The sequence below is a fragment of the Flavobacterium cupriresistens genome, from assembly GCF_020911925.1.
GTDB lineage: Bacteria > Bacteroidota > Bacteroidia > Flavobacteriales > Flavobacteriaceae > Flavobacterium > Flavobacterium cupriresistens.
On sequence record NZ_CP087134.1, the window covers coordinates 111,568 to 126,628 of the forward strand.

13 protein-coding genes are annotated in these 15,061 nt (G+C 35.5%); 8 read left to right on the forward strand and 5 right to left on the reverse strand.

Features of this window, described 5'->3' with window-relative positions; genetic code table 11:
• The first annotated feature begins 94 nt into the window (after positions 1–94).
• Together LNP23_RS00555 and yiaA are read left to right on the forward strand one after the other, a co-directional pair.
• On the forward strand, positions 95–769 hold the full coding sequence (locus tag LNP23_RS00555; RefSeq protein ID WP_230003065.1) for a TIGR02117 family protein: 675 nt from the start codon (positions 95–97) through the stop codon (positions 767–769).
• Positions 770–783: 14 nt separating this feature from the next.
• A complete protein-coding gene (yiaA, locus tag LNP23_RS00560) occupies positions 784–1,182 on the forward strand; it encodes an inner membrane protein YiaA (RefSeq protein WP_047773908.1) in 399 nt (132 codons plus the stop codon).
• Between the two features lie 184 nt (positions 1,183–1,366).
• Here the strand turns inward: yiaA and carB are convergent, their stop codons facing one another.
• Both carB and rpmH read right to left on the reverse strand, forming a co-directional pair.
• Entirely contained in the window at positions 1,367–4,222 is a 2,856-nt protein-coding gene (carB, locus tag LNP23_RS00565) for a carbamoyl-phosphate synthase large subunit (RefSeq protein WP_230003066.1), read from the reverse strand.
• A gap of 145 nt (positions 4,223–4,367) precedes the next feature.
• Positions 4,368–4,529 carry a 50S ribosomal protein L34 gene (gene rpmH, locus LNP23_RS00570; RefSeq protein WP_008464848.1) on the reverse strand — a complete coding sequence of 54 codons (162 nt, stop codon included), beginning with the start codon at positions 4,527–4,529 and terminating at the stop codon, positions 4,368–4,370.
• A gap of 166 nt (positions 4,530–4,695) precedes the next feature.
• On the opposite strand from rpmH, the gene LNP23_RS00575 reads away from it, so the two are divergent.
• Positions 4,696–5,211: a hypothetical protein gene (locus LNP23_RS00575; protein ID WP_047773913.1), complete on the forward strand. Its 516-nt coding sequence runs from the start codon at positions 4,696–4,698 to the stop codon at positions 5,209–5,211.
• A gap of 349 nt (positions 5,212–5,560) precedes the next feature.
• On the opposite strand, the gene LNP23_RS00580 is transcribed toward LNP23_RS00575, so the two are convergent.
• Complete coding sequence (locus tag LNP23_RS00580; RefSeq protein ID WP_047773915.1) at positions 5,561–6,229, reverse strand: alpha/beta hydrolase family protein; 669 nt, start codon at positions 6,227–6,229, stop codon at positions 5,561–5,563.
• A gap of 315 nt (positions 6,230–6,544) precedes the next feature.
• On the opposite strand from LNP23_RS00580, the gene LNP23_RS00585 reads away from it, so the two are divergent.
• Entirely contained in the window at positions 6,545–6,829 is a 285-nt protein-coding gene (locus tag LNP23_RS00585) for a GNAT family N-acetyltransferase (protein ID WP_047774447.1), read from the forward strand.
• A gap of 5 nt (positions 6,830–6,834) precedes the next feature.
• Here the strand turns inward: LNP23_RS00585 and LNP23_RS00590 are convergent, their stop codons facing one another.
• A complete protein-coding gene (locus LNP23_RS00590) occupies positions 6,835–8,265 on the reverse strand; it encodes an anion permease (RefSeq protein ID WP_230003070.1) in 1,431 nt (476 codons plus the stop codon).
• Positions 8,266–8,285: 20 nt separating this feature from the next.
• The gene (locus LNP23_RS00595; RefSeq protein ID WP_230003072.1) at positions 8,286–9,437 is read right to left on the reverse strand and encodes a porin; all 1,152 of its coding nucleotides are present in this window, start codon (positions 9,435–9,437) and stop codon (positions 8,286–8,288) included.
• Between the two features lie 799 nt (positions 9,438–10,236).
• Between LNP23_RS00595 and LNP23_RS00600 the strand changes: the two genes are divergently transcribed.
• From LNP23_RS00600 to LNP23_RS00615, 4 genes are all read left to right on the forward strand, one after another.
• Positions 10,237–10,869: a hypothetical protein gene (locus LNP23_RS00600; protein ID WP_230003073.1), complete on the forward strand. Its 633-nt coding sequence runs from the start codon at positions 10,237–10,239 to the stop codon at positions 10,867–10,869.
• Positions 10,870–11,176: 307 nt separating this feature from the next.
• Positions 11,177–11,800, forward strand: coding sequence for a hypothetical protein (locus LNP23_RS00605; protein ID WP_230003075.1), 624 nt, complete (start codon positions 11,177–11,179; stop codon positions 11,798–11,800).
• Positions 11,801–12,484: 684 nt separating this feature from the next.
• On the forward strand, positions 12,485–13,114 hold the full coding sequence (locus LNP23_RS00610; protein ID WP_230003077.1) for a hypothetical protein: 630 nt from the start codon (positions 12,485–12,487) through the stop codon (positions 13,112–13,114).
• A gap of 914 nt (positions 13,115–14,028) precedes the next feature.
• Positions 14,029–14,652, forward strand: coding sequence for a hypothetical protein (locus LNP23_RS00615; RefSeq protein ID WP_230003078.1), 624 nt, complete (start codon positions 14,029–14,031; stop codon positions 14,650–14,652).
• Positions 14,653–15,061: the final 409 nt, after the last annotated feature.

Below are 15,061 nucleotides of genomic sequence, written 5' to 3' on the forward strand. Positions count from 1 at the left end.
TTAAAAAGATTTTTCTTGACAATTCACCGCATTATCATTTTGATATAAACTTAAATTAGTTACATTTGAAAAAAAAGAAATTAACATAATCACCTTGAAAAAAGCACTTAAAATCCTTTTAAAATCAATCTTATTCTTTTTAGGATTTGTTCTACTCTATATCGCAACCGCCTTCGTACTTTCAAAAATAACTGTAGATAAAGAACCCGACACAAAACCCGAAGTTCAGATATTCATCCTGACAAATGGTGTTCACACTGATATCGTAATGCCAGTCAAAAACGACCAGATAGACTGGAGTCAGCAAGTTCAATTTAAAAACACAAAAGCAGCAGATTCTACCTATAACTATATCGCTATGGGCTGGGGAGACAAAGGATTTTATCTGGAAACCCCGGATTGGTCTGATTTAAGAGCTTCTGTTGCTCTAAAAGCAGCAACCGGATTAGGTAAAACTGCCATTCATACCACTTATTACAGACAAATGAAATTGGGCGATGATTGCAAATCAATGATGATTAGCAAAGAACAATACAGCCGTTTGATTGCCTACGTTACAGCCAGCTTTCAAAAAGACAGCTCGGGTAATTTCATTCCCATTAAAACAGACGCCAATTATAGCAGAACAGATGCTTTCTATGAAGCCAACGGAAGTTATAGTTTGACACACACCTGTAATACCTGGGCCAATAACGCTCTGAAAGCATCCGGTCAGAAATGCTGTTTCTGGACGCCAATGGACACCCCAATTTTTTCGAAATACAACTAAATTAAATATAAAACATGGTACAAAAAACATCGAATGCCTTTATCGCGGCATCATGGGTAGCTCTTGGAGCTGGAACAATCGGATTTATAGTAGGACTTGCAAGAGCCGAAATGTTACTTAACGAAAAAGGATATTATTTCACTGTTTTAATGTTTGGTCTTTTCGCTGTAGTCTCCCTGCAAAAAAGTGTCAGAGACAAACTGGAAAACCTTCCTGTAACGGATATCTATTACGGAATTTGCTGGTTCGGAACTCTTTTATCAATTGTATTACTTGTCGTTGGTCTTTGGAACGCTACAATTCTCCCAAGTGAAAAAGGTTTTTATGCATTTGCTTTTTTACTAGCTCTTTTTGGCGCCATTTCGGTTCAGAAAAACACCCGAGACAATATGTCTTTTAGCCAAAGTGAATAACACATACAACTAGCCAAAACAAAAGAAAAAACTCCATTTAGGAGTTTTTTTTATGCCTTCTATTACTTATAATTTCCGTTTAATTGCGTCGAAAATTATGAAAAACCAATTAGTGTTGACAATCCAATTACCATAAAAAAAGCTCCAATTACTTGGAGCCTTTTTTTATAATCACGATTTGAGTTTATTTACTCAAATACATTTTTCTTCTGGAGTACAATTCGTAGAACTGATCGTCTTTAAGATCGTCAATAAACAAGATGCTTTCTCCTGTTGATTTCATTTCCGGTCCTAATGCTTTGTTTACATTATGGAACTTGCTGAAAGAGAAAACCGGTTGTTTGATCGCATATCCTTTTAACTGTGGATTGAAATCAAAATCCGTTACTTTATTATGTCCTAACATTACTTTGGTAGCATAATTTACATAAGGCTCTCCGTATGCTTTTGCAATAAACGGTACTGTTCTGGAAGCTCTTGGATTGGCTTCGATGATATAAACCGTATCGTCTTTTATCGCAAACTGAATATTGATTAAACCTACCGTTTTTAAAGCTCTCGCAATTTTAATTGTATGGTCTTTGATCTGTTGCATCACGAATTCTCCTAAGTTAAAAGGAGGCAATGTCGCATTACTATCTCCCGAGTGAACTCCACAAGGCTCGATATGCTCCATAATTCCGATGATGTATACATTTCCGTCAGCATCACAAATCGCATCTGCTTCTGCTTCGATTGCTCCGGCTAAGTAATGATCTAAAAGCAATTTGTTCCCCGGAATCGTTTTCAATAAATTGATGACATGCTCTTCCAGTTCTTTTTTGTTGATTACAATTTTCATTCCCTGACCTCCTAATACATAAGAAGGACGAATCAATAACGGGAAGTCCAAAGTATCTGCCAAAGCTGAAGCTTCGTCTGCTGTTTCCGCAATTCCGAATTGTGGGAAAGGAATGTGTAAATCTCTCAATAAGTCAGAGAAACGTCCTCTGTCTTCGGCTAAATCAAGGGCATCAAAACTCGTTCCGATGATTTTTACTCCGTATTTAGATAATTTTTCCGCTAATTTTAAAGCAGTCTGACCTCCTAATTGCACAATTACACCTTCCGGTTTTTCGTGTTGAATAATATCGTAGATATGTTCCCAGAAAACAGGCTCGAAGTATAATTTATCTGCTGTATCAAAATCAGTCGAAACAGTTTCCGGATTACAGTTGATCATGATCGTTTCGTAACCACATTCTTTTGCTGCCAAAACTCCGTGTACACAAGAATAATCAAACTCAATTCCTTGTCCGATTCTGTTTGGTCCCGAACCTAAAACGATGATTTTCTTTTTCTCTGTTACTACACTTTCGTTATCTACATAACGCTCTCCGTTTGTTTTTTCGATTTCAGCCTCAAAAGTAGAATAGTAATAAGGTGTTTTTGCTTTAAATTCGGCAGCACAAGTGTCTACCAATTTAAACACACGGTTCACCTTCATATTCATACGCAACGTATGCACTTCACTTTCCAGACAATTTACCATGTGCGCGATTTGTCTGTCGGCAAAACCTTTTTGTTTGGCTTCCAGTAATAACTCTTTTGGTAAATTAGAAACCTTATAGTTAGAAATTTCTTTTTCTAAAGTATAAAGCTCCTCGTATTGTTTCAAGAACCACATGTCGATTTTAGTAATCTCATGAATACGGCTCAACGGAATTCCCATTGCAATCGCATCATAAATTACAAAAACACGATCCCAACTTGCAAAAGTCAGTTTCTCGATAATCTGTTCGTAGTTTTTATATCCTTTTCCGTCGGCACCTAAACCGTTACGTTTTATTTCTAAAGATTGAGTTGCTTTGTGTAACGCTTCCTGGAAAGAGCGTCCGATTCCCATCACCTCACCAACAGATTTCATCTGAAGTCCAAGAGTTCTGTCAGCACCTTCGAATTTATCAAAGTTCCAACGTGGAATTTTTACGATTACATAATCCAAAGTCGGTTCAAAAAGAGCCGAAGTCGATTTTGTAATCTGGTTTTCTAATTCATCTAAATTATATCCTAAAGCTAATTTAGAAGCAATTTTCGCAATCGGATAACCGGTTGCTTTTGAAGCTAATGCAGAAGAACGCGATACACGAGGGTTGATTTCGATCGCCACGATATCTTCTTTTTCGTCCGGTGAAACTGCGAATTGTACGTTACAACCTCCTGCGAAGTTTCCGATACTACGCATCATCAAGATCGCATAGTCACGTAATTTCTGGAATGTGGTATCGGATAAAGTCATTGCCGGTGCTACTGTAATCGAATCTCCGGTGTGAATTCCCATTGGATCCATGTTTTCGATCGAACAAATGATTACTACGTTATCATTTTTATCTCTCAAAAGTTCCAATTCGTATTCTTTCCATCCCATTAAAGCTTTATCAATTAAAACCTCATGTATAGGAGAAGCTTCTAAACCGCGAGTCAAAAGCTCATCAAAATCTTCTTTTTTGTAAACAATCGCTGCTCCTGTTCCTCCTAGTGTAAAAGAAGGGCGAATTACTAACGGGAAACCAAATTCCTGTGCAATTTCTTTACCTTCTAAGTAAGAAGTAGCTGTTTTTGCAGGTGCAGTAGGCACATTAATTTTTTCTAAAAGCTGTTTAAACTGCTCTCTGTCTTCCGTAATGTTAATTGCATTTACATCAACTCCGATTAATTTTACTCCGAAATCCTGCCAGATTCCTTTTTCGTCGGCTTCCAAACATAAATTCAAAGCCGTTTGTCCACCCATAGTAGGCAAAACAGCATCGATTTGTGGATGCTCCTTTAGAATTTCAATAATCGATTTTGTAGTTAATGGTTTCAAATAAATATGATCGGCCATTGTTGGGTCGGTCATAATAGTCGCTGGATTTGAATTTATCAAGATAACTTCAATCCCTTCTTCACGAATAGAACGTGCAGATTGAGATCCTGCATAATCAAATTCGCAAGCTTGACCAATAACAATAGGGCCTGAACCTATTATTAAAACTGATTTTATTGATGTGTCTTTAGGCATTTTATTTGTATTGTGTAGTTATTATATTGTATTCAAAAACATCCGTAGTGCTTTAGAAACTAGAATGTTGCAATGTTTTTTACCGACAAGGTATAAAAAAAGGCGATACTAAAAAAGTAACGCCTTATTTATGTTTATAGAAACATTATTTCTTGTGTCTAGGTTCGCTAGAAACAGTCAATTTATGTCTTCCTTTAGCTCTTCTACGCGCCAGAACTTTTCTTCCATTCGCAGAAGCCATTCTGTCCATAAATCCGTGCTTATTTCTTCTTTTTCTTTTCGATGGTTGAAATGTTCTTTTGCTCATTGCTTTGTATCTTTAAAATGGTATCTAATATCTGTTTTCTGTTTTAGAATTTCGTTATCCCAAAACCGAGTGCAAATATACAAAGACTTTTTTTTCTGGCAAGTAGTTTTATAAAAATATTTTTAATTCCTTTTACTATCTTTGCAATCACAAATATACATCTATTATGTTTCACAGAAATATTAAACTTATTTTGGCCGGACTTCTAGTAGTCGCAGGCGTTTGGCAATTTACAGAGAACAATATCGGAAATGGTATTTTTCTTATTTTACTGACTGCAATCCCAATCTTTCTTTACTTTAAAAACGAATTTATCCTTTTAGCTTTCCTAAAATTAAGAAAACAAGATTTTGAAGGCGCTAAAAAATGGCTATCCTATATTAAAAACCCTGAAGCTGCACTGGTAAGAAAACAACAAGGGTATTTTAACTACTTACACGGAATCATGTTGTCTCAAACCAATATCAACCAAGCAGAGAAACATTTCAAAAAAGCAATCGAACTAGGATTATCTATGGATATGGATTTGGCTGTAGCTAAATTAAACCTTGCCGGAGTTGCCATGTCACGCAGAAGAAAACTGGAAGCAACCAACTTATTAAACGAAGCTAAGAAATTAGACAAACAAGGGATGCTAAAAGAGCAAATCTCTATGATGAAAGATCAAATGAAGAAAATCTAACGATTTTCTTAAATTCCAAATTTTTAAAATCCCAAATTCCAATGAGTTTGGGATTTTTTTTTTGGCTAATCTGAAATGTGTGATCTCAGATAAAAAACGTGAAACATGAAACATGAAACATGAAACCCAAAACACTAAGCCCCAAAGTGTCAGGCTGAGCGAAGTCGAAGCCATTTTTACCTAACGAGCGCGCTTCGACTTCGCTCAGCGTGACAGACTGGATCTTACACCTCTTGAGATTGGAATTTGGAATTTTTAAAAACGTGAAACATGAAACACTAAGCCCCAAAGTGTCAGGCTGAGCGAAGTCGAAGCCATTTTGGAATTTGGAATTTAAAAAAATTGGAATTTACCCCTTCAGAGGTTCCTGTATAATCAATGGCAAATTCTCATTAAGCCATTTGTACTTATTCAGAATCATAACATGGGTTCCTCCTTTTACTATGATGCAGCTTTTGATGTATTTTATAGGAAAAACATCATCCTGATCGCCGTGAATATGGATTACCTTTTCATCGATTTGATTTCTGTCCCAAAGGATTACGGACTCTACGGCCCATTGCAGATAATGGAGATCACGTACCGATAAAAACTTCTCGTACAGTTTAATCCGTTTGTTTATTTTTTCTCCGAAAGAAAATTTAGCCAACTTTTCAACATTCAGCAACAACTGCATTGGAATTAATTTATAGGCTTTTGTCGTTTTGCCTATCTTCATTCTTTTCGGAAATTCGAGATTGCTTCTAACACTTGAAATGATAATTATTTTACGGGCATTAATATGTCTGGCCATTTCCTGAACTAAAATACCTCCAAACGAAACACCAATTAAAACAGGGTTCGGATGTGTTATCTTTTTAGTGATGCGAAGAGCATACTCCGATAAAGATTCTTTTGGAAGCGGGATCTCCCACTCCAACAAACACACTTCAAAAACAGAATCATCCAATTGAATTCTTTCAAAAATAGATGAACTTGCCGCCAGACCTGGCATAAAATAAACCGGAATTTTACTCATTAGATAAACAGAAATTACAATTACGACTCTTCACTTATAAAAGTTAAAGTTACTTTTTTTTATAAACTTCAAGCAAATTTCAGACCGCAATCTTACGACTGAAATAAAATCTGCTACAGCAAAGCACCAGGCTTTAGAACTGCTCCTTTAAAAAATAATTCATTATTGAAAATCAATTGATTACCTTTACATATAAAATAATTCACAATTAAAGATCTTATACAGATTTTTCTTTCACAACTATTTCGCCCCACGATTATTTGCTTTTAAACATGACTAAAACACATTACTACTATGGAACTACCTATTGAAACTATGGAAATCAAAGACAACACTTTTGCAAGACAATTTGAAACCATAGTCCCAGAAGGAATGCTTACAGTTGAATATTCTTTTCAGGAAAAAAAAATCTTCTTAACTAAAATCAATACACCCGACGGCTACGAAAATCAAGCTGTAATTGATGGCTTACTGAAAAGTATCATGGAAATTATCATTGAAAAGAAATTCAGATTAATGCCTATTTCTCCAAAAATTGCTCAATTCATTAAAAAAAATCCAAAATACAAAGAACTGCTTCCTCCGGGAATCAGGATTTAATCTTTTTAGAAATAACCGATCACCCGAAGCCATGCCCCACCGATCGTCATATAAATAAAAAGCATAACCAGTCCGGTCACCAAACCTTTTACCCACCAATCTTTCAGATCGACATAACCGCTCCCAAAGAAAACCGGTGCAGGTCCGTGACCATAATGGGTTAGTGTTCCGTATAGCGATCCTATAAAACCAAGCATAAAGGCCAAGAGTAACCCGGGAATTCCGAGCGAAACACCTACGCCCAGCAGTGCCGCATACATTGCTGCCACATGCGCTGTGGCACTCGCGAAAAGATAATGACTAAAGAAATACACCAATACAATAATCGGAAAAGCCATCTGCCAGCTTAATCCGCCAATTTCTGCTTTTACCAGATTACTAAACCAGCCAATAAAGCCTAATTCGTTAAGCGAACTGGCCATCATCACCAGCACCGAAAACCAAACGATAGTATCCCAAGCTCCTTTTTCGGCTTTTACATCATCCCAGCTTAGAACGGAGGTTAAAAGTAAAATCACCAAACCGATAAACGCAGTTGTTGTGGCATCGATAGAAAACAAATCGCCGGTCATCCAAAGAAATAAAAGAATAAAAAAGGTCAGCAACATCATCCATTCATTGCGTGAAATTGGACCCATTTCTTTCAGTTTTTGACTTGCAATTTGCGGTGCATCGCCTGTCTTTTTGAGTTCGGGCGGATAAATTTTATACAATACAAAAGGAATTACAAAAAAGGCCACCAAACCCGGAACAATAGCGGCTACGGCCCACGAAATCCAAGTGATTTTTATGCCTAAATTGAGTGCAAATTTTTGACACATCGGATTACTCGCTGTTCCTGTCAAAAACATAGACGAAGCAATCAGATTCATATTATAACTGTTTAATGTCAAAAATGCGCCTAATTTTCGGTGTGTATCCGGTTGATCAGGCATTGAACCAAAACTCATTGACATTGATTTCATAATCGGATAAATGATTCCACCTCCTCTTGCCGTATTGCTTGGTACTGCCGGCGCAAGAACCAAATCTGCCAGACCTAAACCATACGCCAACCCAAGCGAACTTTTACCGAATATTTTGATAAACAAAAAGGCAATTCTGTTTCCCAGACCGGTTTTAATAAATCCTCTGGCGATAAAAAACGAAATTCCAATCAGCCAGATTACTTTATCACCAAAACCCTTCAAGGCCAATGTGATTGACTTACCGGCATCTCCGGGTGCTAAAACCTGTGAGAAAGCCGTCAATGCAATGGCGATCATACACATCGTTCCCATTGGCGCTGCTTTTAAAATAATACCGAGAATCGTTGCCACAAAAATGGCAAACAAATGCCAGGCTTCTATCACAACACCTTCCGGAGCCGGAATCAACCAAATTGCTATTCCAACTGCCAGCGTAATTAAGATCTGAGGGATTTTTACTTCTTTCATAAGGTGAAAATTAGATTGTATTAAAGTCTGCATTGAAACTGTATAATAAACAAGTTATCATTATACATCGTCGTATCCGGAATATTTTTATCAAAGCGGTCTATTTCAAACCCCATTTCAATTCTGCCCGTATAGGCTTTTCCAAACTCCAGACTGATCATTGGTGTATAGGTTTGACGAACATTAGAATTCAATTTAAAACTGGTATCGAAAGACTCATAACGGCAGGATAATTCTAAGGAACTCAATTTTTTATAATTAATGCGATACCTCAAATTCGGCATTATATAATAGCCACGCATCTGATAATCATTCGCATTTTTGGTTCTGGCCTCAGCGGGTAAGGAGAAATACAAATTATGATTGGTTCCCTGTTTGTACTCTATTTGAAGATCAAAAGTAAACGCATCATTAAGTACAAAATCACTGGTAATATCGGCTCCCAGAGCAAAAACATCCTGATCGAATACTTTTCCGCTTCCGCCGTTTAAGCCTAAGTTAATTTTATGGAGCTTAGACAATCCAAAAACCAATCGTGTCGAATAGAGTTTTCCGTTGTCTTTGTCTTTTTCCTGATTCTTTCCGTTTCCGTTTAAAACAGAAACCGCATAACTTACAGGAACTTTCCCAAGATCAAAAGAACCCGTTGCCGAAGCTCCGATTTGAAAACTCGTCCAGCCGTTTTTTCCAAATTCATAATATTGATTAGAAAAATCAAAAGACTTGATGATGTCTACAGGAACCAATTCTTCAATTCCAAAAGCGGGACGAAACTGTCCTCCCGTTATCGCAAAATATTTATTGAAAGTATATTTTGCGTAGGCATTTTCGAGTACTTTAGTTTTGGGGTCTGATTTAAAATCAGCAAGATTTACTAAAATTGCCACTTCTGTATTTTCGCTTAGTTTGGTATTAAGTCCAACACGCATTCTTTTAATATCAAAAGACGATTGTGTAACCTCTCCTGTAGAATGATGAAGCCCAAGCACATCCACATTATCCGAAAGTGCTCCGAGAAACCGGGCCTGAAAAAGTCCTTTAAATTGAAACTGTGGATATTTAACAACGGCATCAGAATTGGTCGTTGCCTGATTTACATCGGTCTGGGCATTTGTAAAAAAAGGGAGTAGTAAAAAAATAAAAGCAATTCTGATTCTTAAAAATTTCCTCATAAAGTAACATACTAAAAATTAGACTTTCAACTAAAAAAATGTACTCTTTAAAACTTTCGATTATTTATGCTTCTCCAAAACACCCTTGTTTTTGACTTTAAAAAAAAGTTGAAACCGCAGCTTAATTAAAATAACACCCGACAAAACCAAAGCCATCCATACCGTAACGGATTGCAAAAACACTGAAGTTCTACGCAACTAAACCTACATAATAAGCACAAACACCATCGCTTTTTTCGTATTAATAAATCGTTAAATTCGAAATGCCCCACTAAGATATAAAAAAACATTCCATGTATAACATTGCTCGGTAACTTTCTGTTTTGCAGAAAAAACTGCAAAAATAATTCTTGCCATTTAAAAAAATCAGCTGCCAGGAGACACAGCATATAAGACTAACAGGTTAAACTTTCTAAACAGTTGTCCAACGCAAAGCCCAGACTGAATTTATAATATCTTATAAAATTTGTTTGCGATTTATCATGCGTTCAAACCAAAATTACAACACTATTTGAAACAGAAATGCACGCTACAAAACCATACTATTCATTTTCTCGCAAATTTCCAAGAGAACCAAGGTGATTCAGGAAGAAACACAGAAAGCACTATTTCGGAAAGAATCTGAAAAGACAGAGATAATCGGACTCTTCTCTCTTTCATTTTCAATAATCTGATGCACAAAAAAGAATCTATTTTCAAACGCATATAAAACACACAAATACATTTATAAAATACATCAGGCCAATTAATAAATTAATTACTCTTTTTGTTGTCATAATTAAACAAAAAGATGAAACTAATGAAACAAAGTTCTCTTACAATAGCACTGGTTTTTTTGACCGGTTTTGCCGGTTATTCTCAAATTGCTCAAAAAATAGGAAACAATCCCATGACTCTAAATAGTACTGCTGCTTTTGAAACAGAGTCTACTACTAAAGGTCTTTTACCTCCCAGAATGACCACTGCGCAAAGGAATGCTATTGCTACTCCCGCATCTGGTTTATTGGTATACAATACCACAACAAACCTACTGGAAGTCTATAATGGAACAATTTGGTCAGGAATCTACAATCTGCCAAAAGGAATGGTCAGCATACCACCAAACGGAACTGTAACGGCTTCCAATACAGAATCACAAATTTTTGTTTTGAACAATTGCAATAATTGTAATGCAACTGTTGTATTACCATTGAAAGCTTCCAATGGATTAGAACATATCATATACAACAGAAACTCTGGTGGTACTATTACTGTTACACAACCGTCAGTAGCATCTGGGAATAAACCTACTCCTTTTGTTGATAATATAGCTACCGCTGCATTATTAACAACCCCTAGCATGAGTCTGACAGCTCAAAAAGCCACAAAAATTGTGTTTTTTGAGTACGATCCAAATGATATCTACAATGGAGTCTGGTGTTTCTATAAATAACCCGCACCGCTCTATTTTAAACCGATGAAGATTTCAAAGCCGATTGCCTGATTCAAGAAAATGTAAGTATTGAATTAAAGAACTTACATCATTTATATGATTTAACCTCACTTCAAATTCGTTTCATAATACCGTAAAACAAACTTTTTCTCAAGCTTTATCTGAAATCGAAAAACTACTTTTCACTCTCTCTATTGAATTCTTTTTACTCTCATTTATAAACTATAAATAACCACTAATAAATTAAAACAATCCAAATATTAAAAATTTATTTCCCTTTAAACTAAACATTATAAATATTAAAAAAATGAAACAAAATTTAATCATAATCGCATTTGTTTTTGGGGTTGTTTTTGCAACCCATGCCCAAATGGCTCAAAAAATAGGAGACAATCCCATGACTCTAAACCCCTCTGCTATTTTTGAAACAGAGTCTGTAACTAAAGGTCTGTTACCTCCCCGAATGACCACAATACAAAGAAACGCCATTGCTTCTCCCCCTGCTGGTTTAGTCGTATACAACACAACTACAAACCTATTGGAGATATATAATGGAACAATTTGGTCAGGAGGTCACAATATACCAAAAGAATATGTCGCCATACCGCCAAGCGGAACTATAAATGCTTCCAATACACAATCACAAATTTTCATTATGAGCAATTGCGATACTTGTAATCCAACTATACTATTACCAACTGAAGCTACTAATGGCTTAGAACACATCATACGCAACAGAACCACTAGTACTATTACTTTTATGAAACCACCCAGCGTGTCTGGTAATAAACCTGTTAGTTTTATTGCCAATAGCAACAGTGCAGTAGAAGCTACTAGCTTCATTTTGGCAGCTTACAAAACTATAACAATTGTATTTTTTGATTATGATGCGAATGACTCCTTCAGTGGAACCTGGTATTTCTTTGACTAATCCGTCCTAATTGTTTGAAGCACAAAAAATATAGCCCGTACTTAATAAAAAGAAGGAAGCAGTCTCATAATGTTGAGATTCTCTCCTTCTTTCTTTTATTTTTAACAGAAAGCATCAGAAATAACGATTTTTAAAAGTGATAGAAAAATATTTTGACCTCAATTAATTGCATCGTTATTGGCAATTTTTTTGTTTTCAGAGTTCTGGGACTGTCTTCTTTTGTTAAAAAAGTCTCACGCAGATTTTAGCGGATTGGAATAAAAAAACCTGCATAATCCGCAAAATCTGTGTAAAAAAGTATCCGAACTTAATGACATTAGGCTAAAGCCTCTTAAAGCAAAACTACCTTATCGTTGGTTAAAATCAACATCTATTCAAATTCGGATGGATTACCGGCAATAGAGAAGACTAATTTTAGCAATGCTTCCTGTTATTTGGAATAAAAAACGCTCCTCATTTGCCATAAGTGTCTTATAGCTAAATTGTCAGTAGTGAATTTCAATTTCACGATTTACTGCAATTTTGAATCCTTTTTATTGATTGGTTTTCCAAATACACTGCGCGTTGTCGTATTTTTTTTTTTATCATTTATAAATTATAAGTAACCTATAATAAATTAATACCGTTCAAATACTCCAAATTTATTTTTGTTTGCAGTCAAAATTATAAAACTTGACAATTACAATGAAACAAAGTTTACCTACAATCGCATTGATTTTTTTGATCGGTTTTGCCGGTCATTCTCAAATTACTCAAAAAATAGGAAATAATCCCACAACCCTAAACCCCTATGCTGTTTTAGAAGTAGAGTCTACCACTAAAGGTTTTTTACCTCCCAGAATGACCACTTTGCAAAGGGATGCTATTACTCCCCCTCCCGCTGGTCTAACGGTGTACAACACCACAACAAATACACTGCAAATATACAACGGGGCCGCTTGGTTAGATTGTAATCTCCCAAAAGAATACCTCGAAATACCGACAAACGGAACCATAACGGCTTCGGGAACAAAATCTCAAACTTTTTCTAATGTCTATTGCAATAATTGCAATGCAACTGTACTATTACCATATAATGCTGCTAACGGGTTAGAACATACCATATATAATTATGGTGATGGTACAATTACTATTAAAATGCCTACTCAGAAAACTGGCGATCCTAACGTTGGTTTGAGTGCACGTAGTGGTAAAGATTTAATTACTACTCCTCAGTTCACTATACAACCCAACCGTTTTGTTAAAGTTGAATTTGCAAACTTTGGCATTAATAGTGCTAAATACTTAAAAGGAGTGTGGCTTATATATGATTAATCCTACCCCACACAATTGCATTTTACGTCAGCACTTCATGTAGAGAGTCAATCTCATGCTTACAAAGGAAAGCAAATAAAATTAAACCCGTTTTGTACTATTAATTGGTTCAGCTAACGAAGATTCTAAACTTTTCTTTTATGGCAGTAACTGCTTTATTGCACCAAAATCATATCTCTAATTTTGTCTAAATACAGATTTAAGAAAAAGTTTTCCTAACACAAGTATAGATTACCCCGTCCTAATTGTTTGAAGCACAAAAAATATAGCCCGTACTTAATAAAAAGAAGGAAGCAGTCTCATAATGTTGAGATTCTCTCCTTCTTTCTTTTATTTTTAACAGGATAACATCAGAAATAACGATTTTTAAAAGTGATAGAAAAATGTTTTGACTTCAATTAATTGCATCGTTATTGGCGATTTTTTTGTTTTCAGAGTTCTGAGACTGTTTTCTTTTGTTAAAAAAGTCTCACGCAGATTTTAGCGGATTGGAATAAAAAAACCTGCATAATCCGCAAAATCTGCGTAAAAAAGTATCTGAACTTAATGACATTAGGCTAAGTCTCTTAACGCAAAACTACCTTACCGTTGGTTAAAATCAACATCTATTCAAATCCGGATAAATTACCGGCAATAGAGAAGACTAATTTTAGCAATGCTTCCTGTTATTTGGAATAAAAAAACCTCCTCACTTGCCATAAGTGTCCTATAGCTAAATTGTCAGTGGTGAATTTCAATTTCACGATTTACTGCAATTTTGAATCCTTTTTATTGATTGGTTTTCCAAACACACTCCTCTTTGTAGTATTTTTCTTGTCATTTACAAATTATAAGTAACCTATAATAAATTAATACCGCTCAAATACTCCAAATTTATTTTTGTTTGTAGTCAAAATTATAAAATATAATTACTAATGAAACAAAGTTTACCTACAATCGCATTGATTTTTTTGATCGGTTTTGCCGGTCATTCTCAAATTATTCAAAAAATAGGGAATAATCCCACGACCCTAAACCCCTCTGCTGTTTTAGAAGTAGAGTCTACCACCAAAGGTTTTTTACCTCCCAGAATGACCACTGTGCAAAGGGATGCTATTACTCCCCCTCCCGCTGGTCTAACGGTGTACAACATCACAACAAATACACTGCAAATATACAACGGGACCGCTTGGTTAGATTGTAATCCGCGAAGAGAAGTCGTCGTGGTCCCGATCAACGGAACTATAACGGCTTCCGGAACACAGTCTCAAATTTTTCATTTTCCATCTTGCCCTTCTGCTAATTGCAGAGAAACAGTAGTATTACCGCGTGATGCTACTGATGGATTAGAACATACCATGCTTAATAAAGGTACAGGTACGGTTGTTTTTAAACATCCTACTGAGGATTATGTGCTTTTTATGTCGTTGAGAGGTAAAGATTTAGTCACTGATGATTTTGTCCTAAACATTAACCAATTTGTTAAAGTTACCTATGTTGACTTTAAAAAATTTAATCCTAATTCACTCTTCACTGGAGTATGGCTTTTCAATGACTAATCTTACCCTAGGCCGTTCTATTTTACAAAAACAATCAATGAACATATTGTATGTGATGCTTGCAAAGCAGAGCAAATAAAACTAAGCACGTTTTGTACTGTTTATTGGCTCAGTTAACGAAGATTCTAAACTTTTCTTTTATGGCAGTAACTACTTTATTGCACCAAAATCATATCTCTAATTTTGTCTAAATACAGATTTAAGAAAAAGTTTTCCTAACACAAGTATAGATTACCCCGTCCTAATTATTTGAAGCACAATATATATACAGAACCTAAAAAAAAGAAGGAAGCAGTCTCATAACATTGAGATTGCCTCCTTCTTTTTTTTATTTAACAGAATATCGTTATAAATAACGCTTTTTTTTCTTTTTAAGTCGTGAGACCAAGAATTTTCTATTATTAGGAAT

Excerpts from the sequence above, each read along its gene's own strand:
- LNP23_RS00595 (WP_230003072.1), bottom strand. The coding sequence starts at position 9,437 with ATGAGGAAATTTTTAAGAATCAGAATTGCTTTTATTTTTTTACTACTC.
- LNP23_RS00615 (WP_230003078.1), top strand. The coding sequence starts at position 14,029 with ATGAAACAAAGTTTACCTACAATCGCATTGATTTTTTTGATCGGTTTT.
- LNP23_RS00590 (WP_230003070.1), bottom strand. The coding sequence starts at position 8,265 with ATGAAAGAAGTAAAAATCCCTCAGATCTTAATTACGCTGGCAGTTGGA.
- yiaA (WP_047773908.1), top strand. The coding sequence starts at position 784 with ATGGTACAAAAAACATCGAATGCCTTTATCGCGGCATCATGGGTAGCT.
- LNP23_RS00605 (WP_230003075.1), top strand. The coding sequence starts at position 11,177 with ATGAAACAAAATTTAATCATAATCGCATTTGTTTTTGGGGTTGTTTTT.
- LNP23_RS00580 (WP_047773915.1), bottom strand. The coding sequence starts at position 6,229 with ATGAGTAAAATTCCGGTTTATTTTATGCCAGGTCTGGCGGCAAGTTCA.
- LNP23_RS00575 (WP_047773913.1), top strand. The coding sequence starts at position 4,696 with ATGTTTCACAGAAATATTAAACTTATTTTGGCCGGACTTCTAGTAGTC.
- rpmH (WP_008464848.1), bottom strand. The coding sequence starts at position 4,529 with ATGAGCAAAAGAACATTTCAACCATCGAAAAGAAAAAGAAGAAATAAG.
- LNP23_RS00600 (WP_230003073.1), top strand. The coding sequence starts at position 10,237 with ATGAAACAAAGTTCTCTTACAATAGCACTGGTTTTTTTGACCGGTTTT.
- carB (WP_230003066.1), bottom strand. The coding sequence starts at position 4,222 with ATGCCTAAAGACACATCAATAAAATCAGTTTTAATAATAGGTTCAGGC.
- LNP23_RS00585 (WP_047774447.1), top strand. The coding sequence starts at position 6,545 with ATGGAAATCAAAGACAACACTTTTGCAAGACAATTTGAAACCATAGTC.
- LNP23_RS00610 (WP_230003077.1), top strand. The coding sequence starts at position 12,485 with ATGAAACAAAGTTTACCTACAATCGCATTGATTTTTTTGATCGGTTTT.